The organism is Chroococcidiopsis sp. [FACHB-1243], from assembly GCF_014696895.1.
Classification (GTDB): Bacteria; Cyanobacteriota; Cyanobacteriia; order Cyanobacteriales; family Chroococcidiopsidaceae; genus Chroococcidiopsis.
This window is the reverse complement of the sequence record NZ_JACJQX010000012.1, coordinates 133654-154466: the sequence shown is the minus strand read 5'-3', so window position 1 is coordinate 154466 and position 20813 is coordinate 133654. Positions and strand designations below refer to the sequence as shown.

Sequence of the window (20813 nt, the reverse complement as noted above, 5' to 3'; positions counted from 1 at the left end):
TCTGCTTTTGGCGAGAAAATATATCGTCGAACCGACGACACCAGTTATCAAAACATGCTGGCATCGCTGCACTTACTTGATCTTTCATTTACGCTGCTCCTGTTGAGACTGACGTAAAACTACCTCGGTGACTGTATTGTATCTCTATTTTTTCTTACTTTTCTACAAAGTCCCAATAGCACCAAAGACCATAAAAACTTTGCGTTTTAGCAATACCGACAGTAAGATTAATCCCAGATTAATTAGACAATAAATAAATTTTTGCCATTCATTGCTATCTCCCATTAAAGTCATACCAAACCAGAAGGCAAGTAAGCCAAATAAATACAACCAAAAAGCAAAATCTCCATTTCGTCTGCGCGTGCGAAGATCGACTAAATACGCAACGATAATACACGCAATCCCAAACCATAGAGAAACTAATAGTCTTTGTTCCCAGGTGAATTCATTTTTACCAAATAACAATGGGGTTAAATCCATTGACATAAAATATAACGAAAAAGCAATCGGCGCAGTCAAAAATGGAAATCGGACAAATTTAAGCGCGATTAAACCTGCAATAATAGTTCCTAATTCCATTAGAAACCAACTGCCTTTAATCCAAATATAGTAATCTCGATATACACCCGGATCGCCTTGAATCCAAAATCCCGCCCATCTTTGCAGTCCATAAATTGCTAGAGGAGTCATGCAAACTGCGATCGCAAATAGCAATCCCCCAGGAACTTTCATGTTTTGGCGAAAGTACAAAGTTTTGCCTGCCATTACAAAACAAAACGCATAAATACTAGCTAATAGGAAGATTCCGCCGCCACCAAACGATTCCCATGCTAAATTCATAAACCAACTCATGGCAGAGATGACAACCAAAGCCCCAAAATAGAAAGCTACGTTGGCAAAATTAAATTGGGGGCGATGGTCGCTCCGGTGAAATAATGCTTGCCATAGCGCTTCTGCTTGCGCCTCAGTAATTAAGCCTTGGGAAGCTGCCCAATGCAAATCTTCTTTGTAAATTTTCATACTCAAAACTATAAGAGCGTTTACTCAATCATCAGAGGTAGTTTTGAGAAAATATACGGTTGTTGTGCCACTAATAAAGGTGCTTATTTTTACATGCTTTTTTGTAGGATACGTTATTTGACGTACCCTTAGCTCAACCCTGGAAACAATGGCGCTTCTTCCCTATGATATTTCGCTAAATAATCTTTAAAAGATGTACCCCCAGTCCCGACTTCTACTCCAACAATTTTAAGTTGTTGAATTGCCAAGCCTAAATGTCCTTGATGAAATTGAGTTTGGCATTTATCGTAGGCTTGCATAAAGTTGAGAACTGCATTGGCATCAGGATAAGTGCGTAAATGGATAATTTTCGCAGCTTGCGTGTCACCTACAGCACGACTTATGAGTAAATCGTAATAATGTGCTAAGTTATGTTCTTTATAATGCTCGAACCATTGAGTAATGCGATCGCCATATTTGCGATCGAATTCAGTCTCGGCAATATGTAACTTACCTTCAGAGTCTTTAGTCCCACCTACCCAATATTTCCTGACTCCGCTCATAATTTCTAACTGCCGAAATTGAACTGATTGAAAGCCACTTGTAGGACCAATGCTAGTCCGAAATTCGGCAAATGCTCGCATAGTCGTGAGAATCGGCATGGTAGTATTGACAACTTCATATAGTCGCAATACTCTTTGAAAGAAATAACACGCTTCGCTAGTAGCACTAATAACTAAATCCGTATCTAATGCCTTTGATAAAGCATCTAAAACCCGTTCCATGTCAATAATCATTTGATGGAAAGCAAGTTCGCAGATTTGATGTATAGAAATAAATAAATCTTCATCTTTTGAACCAGTTAGAGTTTTTTTACAATCAATTAGCGCCTCGATGTTGTGATAATTCCAGTAATGATTTTTACTGACATCCAAGTTAGGATTGAGGGGAGGTAGAGGTTGATAAGATTCAGACATAGTAGTACAAACGTTACACGTAACGTCTATATATTATATTGACAAGAATTGCGATCGCCCGATAGGAATTGTGGGGCGATCGCTATATCATCCATTTGGTGGTCAACAAATATTGACTTATAGTAGTAAGCTGAAAAATATAGACTGTTGGTATTACGGTCACACCCAAAGTTAGATTAATGCTGCTTTGAGAGGTCAATATCATGGATAGATTGCAGCAATTGCTTCGGAACTCGTTCATTCGGCTAGAAGGATTACTGTATCAGATATTTGGATTTTTCCGCCAAATTTTTAATCTCTTTTATCAACGCTTACTGGTTTTGCTGCAAGCGCTAGGATTTTTAAATTCTAGTTATTACGTAGAAGGCGATCGCCAAAATAATATAGAATCGGCAGAAGATCGGCAAATAACTGAAGTCAAATCAGAAAAAATCGAACCCAGCTTCACGCCTAATCGTCGTCCCGATCCGCAGATGGAATATTACCGCAAACTGGCTGGACAAGTAAATCCAAAGCAAAAAACTGATAACTAATAACTGAAAATGCCAGAAGTCCGGTTCGATAAGTACTATCGCTATGCAGATTTGACCGAGATTGTCCGCGCATACGCCCGAGAATATCCGCAATTGTTACGCCTGCAAAGCATTGGTAAAAGCTACGAAGGCAGAGACATTTGGCTATTAACAGTTACCAATTTCGCGACGGGCGACGATGTAGATAAGCCTGCTTTGTGGGTAGATGGTAACATTCACGCTACCGAACTAGCACCTTCAAGTGCTTGCTTATATTTACTGCAAACGTTGGTGACTGGCTACGGCACTCAACCTGAGATTGCCCGTTGCTTGGACACTCGCGTATTTTATATTTGTCCTCGCGTCAACCCTGACGGCGCTGAGTTGGCTTTGGCAAACAAACCAAAGTTTATTCGTTCTAGCACTCGTCCTTATCCTCACCAGGGAGAACGAGAAGATGGGCTAGTGATGACAGATATGGACGGAGATGGGCGAATTCTACAAATGAGAATACCAGATCCGAATGGTGCTTGGAAAGTTTGCCCAACTGAACCACGTTTATTAATTCCACGGGAACCGACAGAAACGGGTGGACAATATTATCGCATCCTCCCAGAGGGAGAAATTGAAAACTACAACGGCATCCAGATTGACATTCCACCACCGAAAGAAGGACTCGACTTAAACCGCAATTTCCCTAGTGGATGGCGACAAGAACAAGAGCAAATGGGAGCTGGACCCTATCCTGCCTCAGAAACAGAAGTGCGATCGCTAGTTGATTTTATTACGAGTCATCTCAATATTACAGGGGCGATCGCCTTTCATACTTTTAGTGGTGTTATCCTGCGCCCTTACAGCCATCAAAGCGATGACGAGTTACCCACCAAAGATTTGCGCGTTTACCAGCACATCGGCGATAAAGCCACCGAACTAACTCAATACCCTGCTGTCTCAGTTTTTCACGAATTCCGCTACGACCCCAAAGACTTTATTACTGGTGCATTTGACGATTGGGCTTACGAACACCAAGGAGTATTTGCCTGGACGGTAGAAATTTGGAGTCCGCAGCGTCAAGCCGGAATTAAAGAGTATAAATTCATTGACTGGTATAGGGAACACCCCTTTGAGGATGACTTAACCATGCTGCGCTGGAGCGATGAAGTTTTAGGTGGTAAGGGTTACATCGATTGGTATCCCTTCAACCATCCCCAACTCGGTGAAGTCGAACTAGGGGGGTGGGATGCAATGTATGCTTGGTCAAATCCTCCCCCTCAGTTTTTGGAAAAAGAGATCGAGCGTTTTCCTGAGTGGTTGGTATGGCACTTATTAATATCGCCTCAGCTAGAAATTTATGAGGCGAGTATCAGTCACTTAGGCGGTTCTAACTATCGCATCCGCTTTGCCGTTCAAAATACAGGTTGGCTACCTACCTACGTTACCGAAAGAGCAATGGATAAAAAACTGGTACGGGGTTGTCTATGTAAAATCGAGCTACCAAAAGGGGCAAAATTGGTAACAGGTAAATTGCGAGAAGATGTAGGACAACTCGAAGGACGCGCCTACCAGCCTTCTGCACCCCTGAGAAAACAAGCCGATCCGACAAGCGATCGCGCTTTAGTTGAATGGGTAGTATACGCGCCTGACGATGGTACGGTATTCAAATTAACTGCTCGTCACGATCGCGCCGGAGTCGTCCGTACTACAGTTGTCAGTTAACAGTTGTCAGTGGTGCGTGAAATAACCAATTACTCATTACCCATTACCCATTACCTATTACCAACTACCACTTACCGATAACTCTCCCATATTCTGTTCTTAAAGTCATGACGGTATGCTCCGATTATTCCTATCTTGCAGCGTAGGATTAAGACTTTCATAGAGGATAAGAAATATGGGGTTGAGAGTTCCCTTCAGTTTCAGTCTAGCTTCGCTCAAACGTTTTATCCCAATTGTTATTGTTACTTTCGGCTTAACTTTTATATTTCACTTCTTTGCTGCAACTCCAGCTGTTAACAAACCTCATCCCAAGATCGTCCTGATTTCCCTAGATGGCGCAACACCACCGTTACTCGATCGCTACTTCGCAACTGGTGTATTGGACAAGCGTAAAGGATTGGGACTTTTACAAAGTCAAGGACTTGTTGCTAAACAGAATCAAACTATCACCCCATCTCTAACAGCACCAGCCCATATTGCGATCGGTACTGGTTCTACAGCTGCTCGTAACGATATTAACGCTAATAGCTTTCACCTCGTCGCCAGTCCTTTCAAACAAAATATCAGCGGTTTTGCGGCTCCAATTGGCGGCTACTCGGTGGGAATTGATGGACCTTTGGACGACCATACCCAAACTGCTGAATCTCTCTGGATTGCGCTGCGAAACAACGGTAAGAAAGTCGTTGCAGCTACCTTTCCCGGTGCAGATGGACTCGATATCAAAATTCCTGGTTTAACTGACAGTCCGATCGTCCAACCAGCTAGCGATCGCACGGTAGATTATACCGTACCGTTTGGCGCATTTGGCGGCGTAGGAGCTAGGGGCTTTAGCTTTACAACGGCGGATTTTAGCGACGCTGCTAGCGAGATTATTCAGCAACTCACAACCGCAGGCAGATCGTCTTTTAGCCCCGTCAAAGTAACGACTCTCGAAACCATCCCCGCAAGCGGTTCGGGTAGCTTGACGGGTGGCGGCGGTTCTTATAACCTGCAAGTAGCTGCGATCGATACGAGCGATGATAAAGTAGTAAATTACGATACTCTAGTTGTTTTCGATACTAGTCAAGGTATCCAACCTAGAGCATCTCAACCCCCGGCTACTGGTTCCGCCTATCTTAAAGCTAGCGATCGCACCTCCAGTTTATTTTACTTTGAAGGTAGTACAAATAAAGTCGGTACGAGTTTCTATGTAACTCAACTTGCTCCCGACCTTTCCCAGGTACGGTTAGCGCGTTATTCTGCTAATTATATTCCTCGCAACCAAGCAGTTTTGGCGGATGTGGACGATGCAAATAATAATGTTGGGTTCTGGATTCCTCAGCCCGACTTCCGCATCCCCGAACGAATCAGTCCAGGCTTTGATGATTTTCCCGATTTAGAACTAGAAGCAATTTATCAAGATCAAGTCCGTACTTTTGTAGATTACCAAACGCGGATTGCTTTACGGGCGATCGCCCAAAATTCTGATGCAGATCTCGTACTGACATATATCGAACAACCCGATGGTTCGGGACACCAATTTCTGATTACCGATCCTCGTCAAGCGTCTGATTTTCGCGATCCAAACTCGATTGGCAATAGTCAAGACCGAGAAAAAATCCAGCGATATCGAAAGTATCTGCGATCGGCTTATCGAGAAGCAAACACAGCCGTGCAGCGAATTATTGAGGCTGTTGGTACGAATAAACGCGGTAGACCGAATAGTAATGTTATCGTAGTTTCCGACCACGGTTTTGCGCCGTTCCATACCGCAGTTAGCCTCAACAACTACCTCAGCAGTTTGGGCTTTGATAATACAAAAGTACGGGCAATTACTTCGGGTCCAGCGGTGAACATCTACATCAATTTACAAGGACGCGAACCGGATGGCACTGTGAGTAAAGCAGAATATGTCACGCTGCAACAACAGTTGGTTGATGCTTTAGCCAAATTTACCGATACTAATCCAAACTATACTGCGGGAAGCAATTCTGTAGCGATCTTCGATAAGATTTACGCTCGTCCCATACCCAGCGATCCGAGCGATCGCAACTTTGGCTTAGATACAAGTGAGTTTATCGGTCAAGATAGCGGAGATGTTTTTGCAATTATGCGACTGGGTTATAATTTTGACGGCACTCAAACCCCAGTAGTACAACGTTTGGGCGATCCGACTTCAGAGACTCCATTGCTATCAGTCCCCAACTTCTACGGCGCTCATGGCTACGATCCAGAATTACCAGAGATGAGCGCAATTTTTTATGCTGCTGGACCAGATATTGGTACTGGGACAATTCAGCGAGTGCGTAATATCGATATTGCTCCTACGATCCTGCGAATTTTGGGCGTACAACCAGCGCCCACTGTGGAAGGCGATCCGGTCAATCTAGGTCGGGCGTAAAGTCTTACGCAGATCCCCCAACTGGGTTAAAAAGTGGCATTTATTTCCCCCCTTTTGAAGGGGGGCTAGGGGGGATCTCTCCGGTCGCAGTCAAACAACAAAATGACATTCATTAAAAATTGCGATCGCTCCAGGCGCGGTAAAACATTAAGAATATCTTAAAAATAAAAATAAATTCTCGAAATATGCTGTTATGCTTATTCGCTAATTATTCAGCAGTAGATCGTTCTGGGATTTAATCTTGGATAGAATTCTGCCCATTTGAATCCAAAAACTAGCTGAATTACGACCTAACAGAGGAAAGCCAATGCAGGATAGCGTTTCCCTAGTGGATGGCATATTTATCGGTTACATATTTGCCAATTGCATAATTATCGAGCGCTCGCAGCTAATTTACTTATATTCGCAAAATTCACCCAAGTTCCGAAATTTATAAGTAAGTGTGATGTATCGATTTACCTAAGTGCGATCGCAACTTTGACGACAGTTCATCACAGTTTAGATCGCTAAAATTCTGAATGTTTTTGCCTTTTACTTAAATCCATGAGGAGTTTTTATGTCTAGACGTATGTGCTGGTTATCTCAAGCCCAAGAGGGACAAAAAATATTACACTTACAACTCTCGCCCGACGAACCTTGGAAGCCATATACTGCTTTTCGCCAATTCGCCGTACCAGACTATCCTATTCCAGGTGGTTCTAAGGGTTGGGCAACCTACCAAAAGTTATTAAAAGCAGGTTGGACTTTAGTGCATAGCTCCCGCGCTCAAGAATTTACCGTTAAGGATACCAGTGTTGTCAACAACTCATAACTCCTAAAAGGATTTTGTCAGAGGAGTTAGGAGCCATTCTATCTTCTGTCTCCTGTCTCCTTTCGTAAAACTACACGTTAAACCGAAACAGCATCACGTCCCCTTCCTTGACGATGTATTCTTTTCCTTCACTACGGACTAAGCCTTTCTCTTTGGCTCCATTCATCGAGCCATTAGCTACTAGGTCGTCGTAAGCCACCGTTTCAGCGCGAATAAAACCGCGCTCAAAATCAGAGTGAATCACTCCAGCAGCTTGCGGTGCTACCATTCCTGCGGTTATTGTCCAAGCGCGAGTTTCTTTTGGACCTGTAGTAAAGTAGGTACGCAAACCGAGTAATTCATAGGTAGCGCGAATTAAAGATTTTAACCCGCCTTCTTCTACCCCTAATGTGGCAAGAAATTCGGCTCGTTCTTCTTCTGGGATCTCGACTAATTCCGATTCCACTTGTGCTGAAACTATAACCACCTGTGCTTTATCAGAGGCTGCAAACTGTCTAACTTGTTCCACCCATTGGTTTCCAGTTGACAGATCGTCCTCCGATACATTTGCGGCGTAAATGACTGGTTTAGCTGTGAGCAATCCCAACCCTTTAATTAAAACAGCTTCTTCATCAGTTAGACTCACTTGACGAGCTGGTTTACCTAGATTGAGAGCTTCTGTCAATTTATCTAACACAGTCAATTCAAGCTGAGCTTCTTTGCTGGTTCGAGCTAGCTTGCGGGCGCGATCGCTTCTACGTTCGATTTGAGCTAAATCTGCTAAACCCAGTTCTAAATTAATTACCTCAATGTCTCGCACCGGATCGACAGAACCAGCAACGTGAATGATATCGTCATTCTCAAAACAACGCACGACATGAACGATCGCATCAACTTCGCGGATGTGGGACAGAAATTGATTACCTAGTCCTTCTCCCTGACTTGCACCTTCGACCAAACCCGCAATATCGACAAACTCAACCCGTGTAGGCACGATTTGCGCGGAGTTAGAAATTTCGGCAAGCACCTTTAATCGTTCATCTGGTACGGCAACCACGCCCACATTTGGTTCAATCGTACAAAAAGGAAAATTAGCTGCCTCTGCTTTGGCATTGGCAACTAAAGCATTAAACAATGTAGATTTGCCGACATTAGGCAGTCCGACAATTCCGGCTCTGAGCATGGCTGTGTAACGATCGCTTATTCCTTTGTCAGGATAACAAAATCTCAGAGGGATATATGAAACTTAATTTCACAAAATTCACGGAGGTTTTTACTACAGGTGAATTCTATCCTGAAAAAACTATCTAGGTTAACGTTTGTGTTGCAGAATCAGACTTCTATGTTACTTGTTGCTGCTAGCTTGTGCTTATCAGTTATTGGCGCGATCGCTCCAGTCGCCAGAGCCGATATACGCGATTTTACGCTGCACAATGAAACCAGCGTCGATATTCAGGAACTACGTATATCTAATTTTGGCGCTGACAAGTGGGGAGCAAATCTTTTGGATCGAGATGTCCTGCTTCCAGATGAATCAGCTGACATAGTTTTTGAAGACAACTCCACCTCATGCCTTTACGACATCCGTGCTATTACTGATGATGGTGAAATAGACAAGCGCCAGGTTAATCTTTGCGAAACTGTAGATTTCTCAGTCACGGAATAGTGTTTGCGGCTAGCTACACCGGTTCGGGAATTGGCTGCGGAATTGGTGCGGGGACGGGTTGGGGAATTGGTGCGGGGACGGGTTCTGGTACTGGCGATGGAATTGGCTGCGGTACTGGACTTGGTACGGGTTCCGGTGCTGGTGGGGGAGTTGGTTCTGGAGTCGGTTGAGGTATGGGACTTGGTGTCGGATCGGGAATTTGTGGATCGGGAATATAAATCATAGATGGGTGAGAGTAAATACATTACTCATCTAAGCTAAAGAGCGATCGCCACTTCTGACATCTCCCGAAATGCCTACACCTAGATACTGAAAAAACTAGGCAACTTGCTTGTATGGCACAAAAATTGCCTAGTTATTCATTTTCCCTCAGACATTATTTAGATCTCCATTTGTGGAAAATCAGAAAGATTATTCTCTATAAGTCGTGCTACCTACAGTCCGATCGGGGTCGCGATATGCTGTAGGTTCTTTTTTCTTTCTTCCAGCTAGACCGAGTAAACCAGCTAGACCGATTAAGCCAAGCCAACCCCAGTTACTATCATCATCGCGATCGTCTACGTCATCATCAACAACTGTAGGTTGAGTCGTCGTTGTTCCAGAGTCTGGAGTGGTAGTGGTTTGTGCAGATACAGGTAGTGCTGTCAAGCTGAAGGCGAGAACTCCAGCACCAATTATTTTAGAAAGAGCAGCAATTTTCATGGTTGAGTTTTCTATTTGAATTGTTATGCTGCCTACTAATCTATTCATTAGCAATCTAAACTAAATCGCTCTTAAGCCAGAAAACTCATTTGTTGGTAGATCTAGCTAAAGAAATAGAAAAAACACTTTTCTTAACCAAATTTAACTTTTTGCTTGTAGTTAAATTAACTTCTAATTAGTAGTTTTTCATCGCCCTTTGTATCTCTCTTTGGTCTTGACGGCGCTTTAAATCTTCCCGCTTGTCATGGAGTTTTTTCCCTTTAGCGAGTCCAATACTAATTTTGACTAAGCCGCGTTTGAGATACAGTTTTAGCGGCACTAATGTCAAACCCTGTTGTTCTACCTTACCAATCAGCTTGCGAATTTCCTGCCGATGCAGTAGTAGTTTACGAGTGCGGCGAGGGTCGTGATTAAAATATTGACTGCTGCTAGTATAGGGTGAGATATGAACGTTAATTAGCCATGCCTCTCCGTTACGAATAAGAGCATAGCCATCTTGCAGGTTGAGTTTACCTGCGCGGATTGACTTGACTTCTGTACCCATGAGTTGCAGTCCTGCCTCATAGGTTTCGAGGATATCGTACAAAAAGCGGGCTTTGCGATTGTCGCTCAATACCTTATAACCGTCGTTGTCGCTCATTGAAGTTTTCTTGCAGTATTATCGTGCTGCTCTAAAGTACTAAAGTAAGGGGAAAATAAATTATCGACTATTTGCTAAAAGATTTACATCTACCTTGCTAAAAGTTAAGGTATGCTGGCTATTGCGAACTTATCACGTTTCTCGCTATCTTGCCATGCTAAATCGCTACTCTCGAAATTAGAAATACATCTCATTTTCTGAGGTAAAGACACAGAAGACAGAATTATTCCCACGGATGAACTGTTAGAGTTCAGTGAAGATGCCTTGTTTAAACTCTCTCCATAGACTATTTTGAGGATTTTAACCCGTCAAACAAACTTCTAACATCCCTGACTCCTATCTCCTACTGTAGCGATCGCGATGACAATTTTCTATCAAGAGTTGGAATTACTTGCATGGATATGTTTCGGTAGGATAAATAAATCCTCGGTTAATACTGTCACAGTACAGGCAGAAACCGCACCATCTTTACTCAGCGTAGTAACTCCATATTATTCATGCCTCTGACTATTCTTGTTGTTGATGACGATCCTGGGACTCGTCTGGCTATCAGTGATTATCTTGAGATGGCTGGTTACTCAGTCATTACCGCTGCTGATGGGCAACAAGGCTTGGATATGGTCGAGACTTATCGCCCTCATTTGATGGTGACAGATATTGTAATGCCGCGCATGAATGGCTATCAATTGGTACGGAGTGTCAGACAACACCCTTCATTTCGACTGCTGCCAGTCATTTTTTTAACAGAACGTAACAAAACTGAAGAGCGAATTCAAGGCTATCAGTCGGGAGCAGATCTTTACCTACCTAAACCGTTTGAGTTACAAGAACTAGGAGCAGCAATCCGCAATTTGTTAGAGCGATCGCAAATGATCCAATCGGAGTATCGCCTATCCCAGGAAGAAGGCTTGCGTCCCCAGACAACCGCAACGGCGATCGTCGAAAAACTTGATTTTCCCTTCCACCTCACCCAACGCGAGCAGGAGGTGTTAGTCATGCTGACTCACGGTCTTTCCAACGCTCAAATTGGCAGCCAGCTTCACCTTAGTCCCCGCACGGTAGAAAAATACGTCAGCAATCTCCTGCGCAAAACAGAAACCAACAACCGAGCCGAACTCGTCGGTTATGCAATGAAGCATCGATTGGTTGAATAGTCATTCGTCATTTGTCATTTGTCATTCGTCATTTGTGAGTGGCTAGTGTTTTAACTTACGACTTACAACTTCTTCTACTCACTGTCTACAATTTCCTGTTTGACGCGATCGAGCAGTCCGTTACAAGCATCGAGTAGGAGATCAATTACCTGGTTAAAACCCTCTGCACCACCGTAGTAGGGGTCAGGCACTTCTTTTATGGTATGTGCAGTACAAAAGTCACACATCAAATGCACTTTATCGCGGTATTTGCCACTGAAATCTAGCGCCAGAATATCGTAGTAATTTTCTCGATCCATTGCCAAAATCAGATCGAATTCCGCCAAATCCGATTTTTGTAACTGGCGCGCTCGACCGCATAACTGAATTCCCAGCCTATTAGCTGCTGCAAACGTCATGCGACGGTCTGGCGGACTGCCAACATGATAGCCACCCGTACCAGCAGAATCGCAAACGACGCGATCGCCCAACTGATGGCGATCGAGCAGATAATTCATAATATTTTCTGCCGCTGGAGAACGGCAGATATTTCCTAGGCAGACAAAAAGTAACTTATACATAGAAATAATTTTTGACAATTGCTTTTTGTCTGTCATTTGTCATTTGCCATCAGCCATTGGTTGTATACAAATGACGAATGACGAATGACGAATGACGAATTTACATTCCTGGCAATTCCAAACCACTAGTTAACTCTTCCATCCGCTCTCGCATGGTAGCAGTAGATTTGTTATAAGCATCTTTCATCGCTGCCAGCACTAAATCGGAGAGGACATCTGCGCCTTCTTGCAGTGCTTCTGGAGCCACTTCTACCCGTCGGGGTTCTTGGTTTCCACTGAGAGACACTTTGACCATACCTCCACCAGCTTCGCCCTGAATTTCCATCATCTCCAATTCTTCTTGGAGCTTTTTCGCGCCTTCTTGTACCTGCTGCGCTTTTTTGAAGGCATCTGCGAGTTCCTTCATTTTGCCCAGACCGAAGCCAAATCCTTTTCCTTGTCCTTGTGTCATATGCTAGTTGAGTCGATTTAATCGAAGTTCCATTAAATTATAGATGCGCCGAGAATCGATAAAGGGCAAAGGTAATTTGCATTCACAATTCGCAATTCGCAATTAATGTTGACAGTTGACAGTTAACCGTTAACTGTCAACTGTCAACCACCAAGATCCACTATCCATTTCTATACAGATTAAAATTCTCCAATTGTTTTCACTTCTGGCTCTAGCAGTAGCGACCAACGTTCTTCTACATGACGCTGGACGTAACGAATTAGCTGCCAAATATCGTTAGCTTTTGCACCACCACAGTTGAGAATAAAGTTAGCATGGCGCTGTGCGACCTGAGCTGCGCCAATTTGATAGCCCTTCAAGCCTGACTGTTCGATCAACCAGCCAGCAGTGTAGGGTAGGGGGTTACGGAACACGCTACCACAGCTAGGTAGATGATAGGGTTGAGTACGCCGCCTTTGCTCTAGGTGTTCGGTGGTGGTTGCTAGCACTTGTTGTGGATCTGCGCCTGGTTGCAGCTGGAAGATAGCTTGAGTGACCAGACGCTGGCTGCCTTGCAAAATTGAGGTGCGATAGCTGTAACTTAGTTGGTCTGGAGTAAGGGTTTCTAGCTGCCCAGAGGGAGACAAAACTTGAGCGCTGACTAAAATATCGGCAATGCAACTTTTGTGCGCTCCTGCATTCATTACCACAGCACCGCCGACACTACCAGGAATTCCAACAGCCCACTCCAGCCCTTGCCAGCCTAATTCTGCCACTTGCCAAGCTATGCGAGGTAGAGGCTCCCCAGCAGCTACAGTCAACTGACCGGTTCCCAGATCGAAGCGGCTGTAGCGTAAGTGACGAGTGCCAATGACCAAACCAGGCAGACCGCGATCGCTAACTAATAAATTAGAACCTGCTCCAATCAGCGTCACGGCTAATCCTTCTGAGCGCGACCACTCCAAACTAGCTTGCAATTCTGCTAAATTTTGAGGTGCTACATACCATTGGGCTGGTCCTCCAACCCGAAAGGATGTGAGACTAGCTAGTGGGACTTGAGATTTAATCGCGCATTTTGTTCCAGGCAAGTATATTATCTGGCGATCGCCAGCAGTTTCTCGAATCGGAATTGGATTGGGGTGTTGGGAGGAGTTCATAGTGAGTGATGCGTGGTGCGTGGGGTGTTGCGGGACGCGGCTCCAATGTCGAGGTTTCCTCGACTTCCGCCCGCTCCGGGCGAGGAAACCTCGCCAATAAAGCCGCGTCGTGGTGCGTGAAACTATCAGCCTTTAGCTTTGATTCTTTCGATCGCATCGGGAATAATTTGATTCAAGTTCCCTGCACCTAAAAATAAAGCTGTGTCTCCAGAACGCAAATTATCTACCAAAAACTCCTCGACAGCAGCAAGTGTAGGTAAATACGTGACTTGAGGATGATGGTTTGCAACTAGTGCTGCTAGTCTCTCGCCGTCAATCTGCCCTGAATTGGACTCGCCTGCGCTATAGATATCCGTGAGAACGACGGCATCGGCATGACTAAAAGATTTGGCGAAGTCTGACAAAAAAGTCAGAGTACGGCTGTAGCGGTGAGGCTGAAAGATCGCCACAACTCTAGTTTGGGGTTTAGCTTGCAACTTCGCAGCCGCCAAGGTTGCCTGGAGTTCGCTTGGGTGGTGCGCGTAGTCGTCGATGAATTGGATGTCATTAACAACACCACGCAGTTCAAATCTACGCCTAGCGCCTTCAAAGGTGGTTAGACTATCGGCGATCGCCGCAAATTCTACTCCCAGCAGCCGACCGACAGCGATCGCGGCTAAGGCATTACTGAGATTATGTTGTCCTAGCAATGGCAAACGCAACTGCCCTAACTCTTTTCCTCGCTCCCATACCGTGGCGATCGTCCCATCAGCACCGTAAATCACGTTAGATACTGTGTAGTCTGCCGCCATCTCTGGATTGAGGCTGTAGCTAATTGTCGGTTGCAGGCGATCGCGAACTGTTTGACAATCTATACAACCTACGACATGCTGGCACTGTTGCGCAAAAGTTTGAAAAGTCTTGACTACCTGTTCCAGAGACTTGTAGTGGTCGGGATGGTCGAGTTCGATGTTAGTGACTACGCCAATTTGACAAGCCAATTTGACTAAAGAACCATCCGATTCATCTGCTTCTGCTACTAAATACTGACTGTTACCGAGCCTCGCGTTACCCTCCCATGCTTTTACCTCTCCACCAACGATGATGGTAGGGTCGAGACCAGCTTTGAGTAACATATACCCGATCGCGCTGCTGGTGGTTGTTTTACCGTGAGTCCCAGCTACGGCAATGCTGTAACGCTCTTGAATCAGTGCTGCCAGCAAATCGGAACGATGAAAGATCGGACAACCCAAATCTAGCGCTGCTTGATACTCTAAATTACCTGCATGAATTGCCGTCGAACAGATGACTTGTGGTAAGTCGGCAATTTTGCTGTTGGCGATCGCTTGACTAGCTCGTCTTGATGACTTGACAAATACAGGCGCACTATTACCGCTCACCGCTAAAGCTTGGGGGCTAGCATCGGTCTGGGAGCGAAAAAACTCTAGATTGGATGCGTCTTGGCAACTAAAAATATGCGCTCCTAAGGCTGCTAATTTCTCGGTGATATGGCTCTCTCGAATATCGGAGCCAGAAACAGGTAGACGACGCTTGGCTAAGATATAAGCAAGAGCAGACATCCCAATACCACCAATACCGACGAAATGGAATGGTTTACCGCTTAAATCGACATAATTAGTCATTTTTACTCCTCACACCTCACCCCAAAGTCCAGTATACAAATGTCACGCGATATCATATCAGGAAATAAATTTTACGGATGGCTCGACTGTTTAAGTTTTTTATATCTGACATCAATTCGCTCTGTCCTCCCCAGGCGATGTTTATTTACAGGAATTTACGTACTTAGCTAATAGAGTTTAATTTTTATTTTGAGAAAGTATTTTATTTGGCAGAGATTTTAGTTTTTTTTCTGAAAAAAAGCACCCAAATGCTGAATTTCATTGGGTGCAGTATAACTAAGTACTGATTAAAACTGACTAAAGCGCGATCGCAAATTCCAAGACCAGGTGGTGACGAAAAGAATACACTCTTCAGGACTTCTGATTCACTAGTACGGGCGCACACCTGTGCGCTCCTACAACTCCATAATCAATTAGAAGAAAGCTGGTTGATGGCGAATCAAGTTGAAAAACTCTTCGCGGGTTTTCTGCTCGTCTTGGAATACGCCGAGCATGGCACTCGTAACAGTCCAAGAACCAGGTTTTTGCACCCCACGCATCACCATACACATATGAGTTGCTTCCATGACCACTGCTACGCCTTGAGGGTCTAAAATTTCCTGTACTGCTTCAGCAATTTGGCGCGTCAGTCGTTCTTGTACTTGCAAGCGGCGGGAGTACATTTCGACAATTCGAGCTAGCTTGCTCAGACCCACCACTTTTTGATTGGGAATATAGGCTACGTGCGCTCTACCCATAAAAGGCAGCATATGATGCTCGCACAAGCTGAAAAAGTTGATATCGCGCACGAGTACCATCTCGTTATGACCTTCATCAAAAATGGCTCCGTTGACGAGTTCTTCTAAAGATTGACTGTAGCCACTGGTGAGAAACCGCATGGCTTCCGCAACACGCTTAGGAGTTTTCAACAAGCCTTCTCGTTCTGGATCTTCGCCTACACCGATCAAGAGGGCGCGTACAGCCTCCATCATCGATTCGTGAGCTTCTGCTTCAGTAGGTGTCTGTAAGTTTGGTTTTTGACCGTTGTGGGTATTGCGGTCTGGTCGGGGTTGAATCGCCTCTACCAGATCGGAATTCAAAGGCGATGATTGAAAGCGATTGGTAGAACCATTAGAACCGTTAGAAGCAGCAATAGTCATGGTGTATGTCTCAGATAAAGTTTAACAATGGTTATTGGTCATTAGTCATTGGTCATTAGCCATGAGTTAGCAGTAAGTGGAAAGTTAACCAGTGACAACGGGCAGACTGTCCAACTTTGAGAATCTAAAACTACAAGCCTATATTTCTAATTGCTTGTGGATATCGTAGACGCTTCGATAGCATTCACTTACAAATGACAAATGACTTATAGAGCGCCACCACCGGGCATGAGAGTTAATTCGGCGATCGCGGCTGGTGCTGGTAACAAGGCTGTATGTACGATTGACTGAGCGACAATTTCTGGTGTCAGCATGGCATTACGGTCAAAGTTATGCTGAACTGTTTCGCTGTCCCAAAGTTCTGTATTCACAGCACCAGGACAGATGGTGGTGACGCGAATACCGCGAGCGCTTTCCTCTGCTGCTAGGGTCTTGGATAGGGCAATCAAACCAGCTTTGCTGACGGAATAAGCTCCCCAGTTGGGGAAAGGAGTTTGTCCGGCGATGGAAGCAACGTTAATAATTGTACCGGAGCCGCGCTGGTGCATTGTGGGTAAAACTGCCAAGATGCACCCAAACACGCTAGTTAGGTTTAAATCTATCACTTTTTGCCAGTCAGGCAGAGGCGTAGCACTCAAAGCCCCCGTGTAGCCCATACCCGCACTATTGACCAAAATATCTATAGCTCCACAATCGGCTGCGATCGCAGCCATCTTCTCTGGCACGACATGAACTTGGGCAAGATCCAGGGCATAAGTTTTTGCTTCTACGCCTGTCTGCCTTGCTGCACTTGCAACTGCCTCTAACTTGTCTAGCGAACGACCAACTATAGCTAAGTTTACTCCCGTCTTTGCAAAGGCGAGGGCTGTTGCTTTACCAATTCCACTACTAGCACCCGTAATCAGGACGCGTTTTCCCATTGTCAATGTCATAAACTCCAACTTAATCGCACCACAAATTGCATGGCTATTGTACTCATGTCAATCTCTTACCCCTGATAGATGCAATTACCTCTAGATTCAACTTATAGTTTCATTGCAAGAATTCTGGTCTCAAACGTTTGGGCAGATTATTAATTCTTTATTCATGTAGGCTATAGCCATTCAATCGCGGATTTATTATGTAAATCTCTAGTTGAGTTGAATAGAACATAGAGATTACCAATCGATTGGCGATCGCTAGCCGTTACGGTAAACATTGTTGCTACCTATTGTCCACTTTGCTTTGTTTTGCCTAGCATGAGACATAAATGAGAGGTTGTAAAAAATCTTTACACCCCTTGTTGATTATATCACCATCTTTTCCGTCTTCATCTTCTGACAGAACTTAGGAGTCAAATTCGGTAAAAACACCAATCTGACGGAATTTTTGATACCGTAGTTGACGGCGCTGTTGGCTGGTAAGTTGAGTTAATTCTTCTAAATGTTGTAGCAAAGCTTGCTTGAGAGCGATCGCGGCTTTGAGAGGGTCGGAGTGAGCGCCGCCAATTGGCTCTGGGATAATTTGGTCGACAATACCTAAATTTTGTAAATCGATTGCTGTCATTTTTAATGCCATAGCAGCTTGAGCGGCTTTACTTGCATCTCGCCAAATAATTGCAGCACAAGCCTCGGGAGTGATGACAGTATAAACTGCGTGTTCAAACATCAGCAGGCGTTCGCCGACACCAATACCCAAAGCACCACCAGAAAAAGCTTCACCGATCGCGGTACAAATAATCGGTACGTCTAAGCTAAACATTTCGCGTAAATTATAGGCGATCGCTTCCCCGATTCCTTGTTCTTCAGCTGCGACTGTGGGTAAAGCCCCTGGAGTATCAATAAAAGTTAAGACTGGCATTCCAAAGCGGTTGGCGTGTTCCATCAACCGCATAGCTTTGCGATAGCCACCAGGGGAAGCCATCCCAAAATTACGGGCAATATTATCTTTCGTATCGCGTCCTTTCTGATTGCCTAAGATGACGACCGGTCGCCCTGCAAGGCGCGCTACGCCACCAACTATAGCAGAATCATCGCTCCCACGGCGATCGCCGTGTAACTCCATCCATTCATCGCTAATAGCTTGAATGTAATCTAAGGTACTAGGACGACGGGGATGCCTTGCTAACTGTAATTTTTGCGACGGAGATAAACTATTAAAAATCTCCTGGCGCAATTGGCGAGCGCGGGCTTCTAATCGGCGAATCTCTTCCGACACGTCAACGCCATTTTCTGTTGCTAGCTCTCGAATTTGGTCGATGCGCGACTCCAAATCGACTAGTGGCTTTTCAAAATCTAACAGTAAAGTTTTGCGTTCGGTTGTTGCCATCTCAGGAGTGAGTAGTGAGTAGCGAGGGGTGGGGAGTGGTGAGTCAGTCTTCAGTTATCAGTTATCGGTGACCAGTTAGTTTTGACTTCTGACTTCTGTTTTCTGACTCCTCAGTTTTGACTTTTGACTTTTAACTTTTGACTTACTCTTCAATCCTTTAAACTGGTAAATTCTCAAATAGTAGAGGGCGAAAGCCGTGTTTGCGAGACATTTGACCAATTTGATCCATCTTTGCCACAGTAATTTGGTTGCGTCCCCAAGAAAAGTTCGTGTAGACCTTTTCAAATTCCAGTAGCATTGATTCAGCAAAGCAGGCAAACAACTGACGAGCTGGTACATCCATGAAGTTAACAATCTTCATAATTTTCCAGTCGATATCCAAAGAGTGCTCGACAATGCCACCGTTGAGAATATAAACCCCTGGATATTGAATTTTTGTTGCCAGATTTTTAGGATAACCACCATCAATCATCAAACAGGGTTGTTTTAACATCTGGGTATCGATTTCAATTCCCTTAGGCATACTTGCCACCCAGACGACGATATCTGCTTGCGGTAGGGCAGTTTCTAAGTCTAAGATTTTACCCCGTCCTAACTCTGCCTGTAATGTTTGTAAACGCTCTTGATTGCGGGCAATCAGTAATAAATCTGCTACGTCGGTACGAGTATTTAACCAGCGACAAACCGCACTACCAATGTCACCGCTAGCACCGCAAACGGCAATAGTGGCTCGATTGAGGTCAATTCCCAACTGCTTTGCTGCTTGCTCCACCTGCTGACAGATAATGTACGCAGTATGAGTGTTACCCGTCGTAAACTGCTCGAATCTCAGTTGCACGTTACGGACTTGTTCGATCTGCTGCAAGTTAAAATTTTCAAAAATAATCGAAGAAAAGCCGCCTAAAGCTGTAATGTCAACACCATGCTTTTGAGCGTGCGCCATTGCGTTGATGATTTTTCGCGTTGCAGCTTTAATCCGTCGCGTGGCAAGCATTTCTGGCAAAAAGCAAGATTCAACATACTTGCCCTCGATTTGCTGTCCAGTGACGCTAGTAACTTTGATATCATCGACTATCTGTGGTGGTGCGCTGCACCAGAAATCAAGTCCTTGATCGGCATATTCGGGGTAGCCTAATTCTTTTGCTACCGACTGTGCGTGTTCCAGACTGTTTAAGTGACCGATTAGACCAAACATGTATTACGGATGTCAAACTGGTAGCTCTGACAAAGCAGAGCGGGTGGATGAGAATTTTTGTATCTTTAATCTTAAAAATACTACATAAAGGGAGCAGGGAGCAGGGAGTAGGGAACAAGCAACTCTAGCTACTAGCGACTTCCTACTCTAGTCCCTAACCCCTATTTCAAACAGCTTGCAGTCCGTAGGCGGATAGACGCATGATGTCACGGGTGGAGAAGCCAATGTTGGCAAAAGTTTCACCATATTGGATCATAAAGTCTTCCACCAAAGCATCTTTTTCCATGCCTAAAACCCGAGCATCATCCTCGACTTTATTCAGCATTTGCCAGACAATCGGGAGATTTTGGCGATTGGCTGCTTCTAGTTCGGCTTTGGACTGTTCAAAGTTGTCTTTCAGCCAAACTTCACCGAAATTGAGGTGAGTATACTCGTCTTTGACAACGCCCTCAGTAATTTTACGGGCGAAGTCATCGGCACAGGGAATGTAGATGTTGTAAGCCGCGATCGCAAAACACTCGATAATCAGCGATTGGATTAACAAGCACGTCACGACTTGTCCTGCTGATGCTGCTTGTTGAAAGTTTTGATGCAGCCCAGAAAAGAACTCGCGAGCAAATTGCATATCCGGTGTAACTTGGAGATTGCGCCCGCAGGCTTCAAACCCTTTTTTGTGGCGGTTCTCCATTTTGGATAGGCGAATCAGCTCATCCTTGAAGTCCGGTAGCATTTGAGCCAAACGAATATAGTTTTCGTAGGCTTCTTGTTCCCCTTCGATCACGATCGCGTTAATGCGACTGTATGCGTCCTTATAGGTTTCGCTGTGGAAATCGATTTCGGAGGTGGCAGCAACTTGCTGCATAGTCG

Annotated in this window: 20 protein-coding genes and 1 pseudogene; 6 read left to right on the top strand and 15 right to left on the bottom strand. The window is 44.7% G+C overall.

The annotated features are described in order from the left end of the window. Positions 1–171 precede the first annotated feature (171 nt). Positions 172–1020: pseudogene (locus H6G17_RS11450) on the bottom strand (DUF2157 domain-containing protein); the annotation flags it as partial. A 128-nt stretch (positions 1021–1148) separates the two neighbouring features. After that, a complete protein-coding gene (locus H6G17_RS11445) occupies positions 1149–1976 on the bottom strand; it encodes a tryptophan 2,3-dioxygenase family protein (protein WP_192157179.1) in 828 nt (275 codons plus the stop codon). Between the two features lie 203 nt (positions 1977–2179). Here H6G17_RS11445 and H6G17_RS11440 point away from each other — a divergent pair, with 203 nt between their 5' ends. The 4 genes from H6G17_RS11440 (at position 2180) to H6G17_RS11425 (ending at position 7395) form a co-directional block, all read left to right on the top strand. Continuing rightward, positions 2180–2509, top strand: coding sequence for a threonine dehydratase (locus tag H6G17_RS11440; protein WP_192157177.1), 330 nt, complete (start codon positions 2180–2182; stop codon positions 2507–2509). A gap of 9 nt (positions 2510–2518) precedes the next feature. Further along, the gene (locus H6G17_RS11435; protein WP_192157175.1) at positions 2519–4204 is read left to right on the top strand and encodes a M14 family metallopeptidase; all 1686 of its coding nucleotides are present in this window, start codon (positions 2519–2521) and stop codon (positions 4202–4204) included. 175 nt (positions 4205–4379) lie between these two features. After that, entirely contained in the window at positions 4380–6584 is a 2205-nt protein-coding gene (locus H6G17_RS11430) for an alkaline phosphatase family protein (RefSeq protein WP_192157172.1), read from the top strand. Between the two features lie 556 nt (positions 6585–7140). After that, complete coding sequence (locus H6G17_RS11425; RefSeq protein ID WP_192157170.1) at positions 7141–7395, top strand: hypothetical protein; 255 nt, start codon at positions 7141–7143, stop codon at positions 7393–7395. Between the two features lie 70 nt (positions 7396–7465). Here H6G17_RS11425 and ychF read toward each other — a convergent pair whose 3' ends face one another. After that, positions 7466–8557, bottom strand: coding sequence for a redox-regulated ATPase YchF (gene ychF, locus H6G17_RS11420; RefSeq protein WP_127022463.1), 1092 nt, complete (start codon positions 8555–8557; stop codon positions 7466–7468). 138 nt (positions 8558–8695) lie between these two features. Between ychF and H6G17_RS11415 the strand changes: the two genes are divergently transcribed. After that, positions 8696–9040 carry a hypothetical protein gene (locus tag H6G17_RS11415; protein ID WP_192157168.1) on the top strand — a complete coding sequence of 115 codons (345 nt, stop codon included), beginning with the start codon at positions 8696–8698 and terminating at the stop codon, positions 9038–9040. Between the two features lie 13 nt (positions 9041–9053). Here H6G17_RS11415 and H6G17_RS11410 read toward each other — a convergent pair whose 3' ends face one another. From H6G17_RS11410 to smpB, 3 genes are all read right to left on the bottom strand, one after another. Continuing rightward, the gene (locus H6G17_RS11410) at positions 9054–9263 is read right to left on the bottom strand and encodes a hypothetical protein (protein WP_192157166.1); all 210 of its coding nucleotides are present in this window, start codon (positions 9261–9263) and stop codon (positions 9054–9056) included. Between the two features lie 188 nt (positions 9264–9451). Next, positions 9452–9742: a WGxxGxxG family protein gene (locus H6G17_RS11405; protein WP_192157188.1), complete on the bottom strand. Its 291-nt coding sequence runs from the start codon at positions 9740–9742 to the stop codon at positions 9452–9454. A gap of 175 nt (positions 9743–9917) precedes the next feature. Further along, positions 9918–10382, bottom strand: a complete 465-nt coding sequence (smpB, locus tag H6G17_RS11400; protein WP_192157164.1) for an SsrA-binding protein SmpB — start codon at positions 10380–10382, stop codon at positions 9918–9920. Between the two features lie 497 nt (positions 10383–10879). Between smpB and H6G17_RS11395 the strand changes: the two genes are divergently transcribed. Continuing rightward, the gene (locus tag H6G17_RS11395; protein WP_015153616.1) at positions 10880–11536 is read left to right on the top strand and encodes a response regulator transcription factor; all 657 of its coding nucleotides are present in this window, start codon (positions 10880–10882) and stop codon (positions 11534–11536) included. A 74-nt stretch (positions 11537–11610) separates the two neighbouring features. Here H6G17_RS11395 and H6G17_RS11390 read toward each other — a convergent pair whose 3' ends face one another. From H6G17_RS11390 to H6G17_RS11350, 9 genes are all read right to left on the bottom strand, one after another. Further along, positions 11611–12132 carry a low molecular weight protein-tyrosine-phosphatase gene (locus tag H6G17_RS11390; RefSeq protein WP_192157157.1) on the bottom strand — a complete coding sequence of 174 codons (522 nt, stop codon included), beginning with the start codon at positions 12130–12132 and terminating at the stop codon, positions 11611–11613. Positions 12133–12196: 64 nt separating this feature from the next. Beyond that, entirely contained in the window at positions 12197–12547 is a 351-nt protein-coding gene (locus H6G17_RS11385) for a YbaB/EbfC family nucleoid-associated protein (protein WP_015153618.1), read from the bottom strand. A 179-nt stretch (positions 12548–12726) separates the two neighbouring features. After that, positions 12727–13683: a UDP-N-acetylmuramate dehydrogenase gene (gene murB, locus H6G17_RS11380; protein WP_192157155.1), complete on the bottom strand. Its 957-nt coding sequence runs from the start codon at positions 13681–13683 to the stop codon at positions 12727–12729. Between the two features lie 125 nt (positions 13684–13808). Then, positions 13809–15305, bottom strand: a complete 1497-nt coding sequence (gene murC / locus H6G17_RS11375; protein WP_192157153.1) for a UDP-N-acetylmuramate--L-alanine ligase — start codon at positions 15303–15305, stop codon at positions 13809–13811. A 413-nt stretch (positions 15306–15718) separates the two neighbouring features. Beyond that, on the bottom strand, positions 15719–16444 hold the full coding sequence (folE, locus tag H6G17_RS11370) for a GTP cyclohydrolase I FolE (protein WP_192157151.1): 726 nt from the start codon (positions 16442–16444) through the stop codon (positions 15719–15721). A gap of 206 nt (positions 16445–16650) precedes the next feature. After that, positions 16651–17376, bottom strand: coding sequence for an SDR family oxidoreductase (locus H6G17_RS11365; protein WP_192157149.1), 726 nt, complete (start codon positions 17374–17376; stop codon positions 16651–16653). 394 nt (positions 17377–17770) lie between these two features. Continuing rightward, on the bottom strand, positions 17771–18751 hold the full coding sequence (locus tag H6G17_RS11360; RefSeq protein ID WP_192157147.1) for an acetyl-CoA carboxylase carboxyltransferase subunit alpha: 981 nt from the start codon (positions 18749–18751) through the stop codon (positions 17771–17773). 157 nt (positions 18752–18908) lie between these two features. Then, positions 18909–19946, bottom strand: a complete 1038-nt coding sequence (locus tag H6G17_RS11355) for a long-chain acyl-[acyl-carrier-protein] reductase (RefSeq protein WP_192157145.1) — start codon at positions 19944–19946, stop codon at positions 18909–18911. 166 nt (positions 19947–20112) lie between these two features. Continuing rightward, positions 20113–20808 carry an aldehyde oxygenase (deformylating) gene (locus H6G17_RS11350; RefSeq protein WP_192157143.1) on the bottom strand — a complete coding sequence of 232 codons (696 nt, stop codon included), beginning with the start codon at positions 20806–20808 and terminating at the stop codon, positions 20113–20115. Positions 20809–20813: the final 5 nt, after the last annotated feature.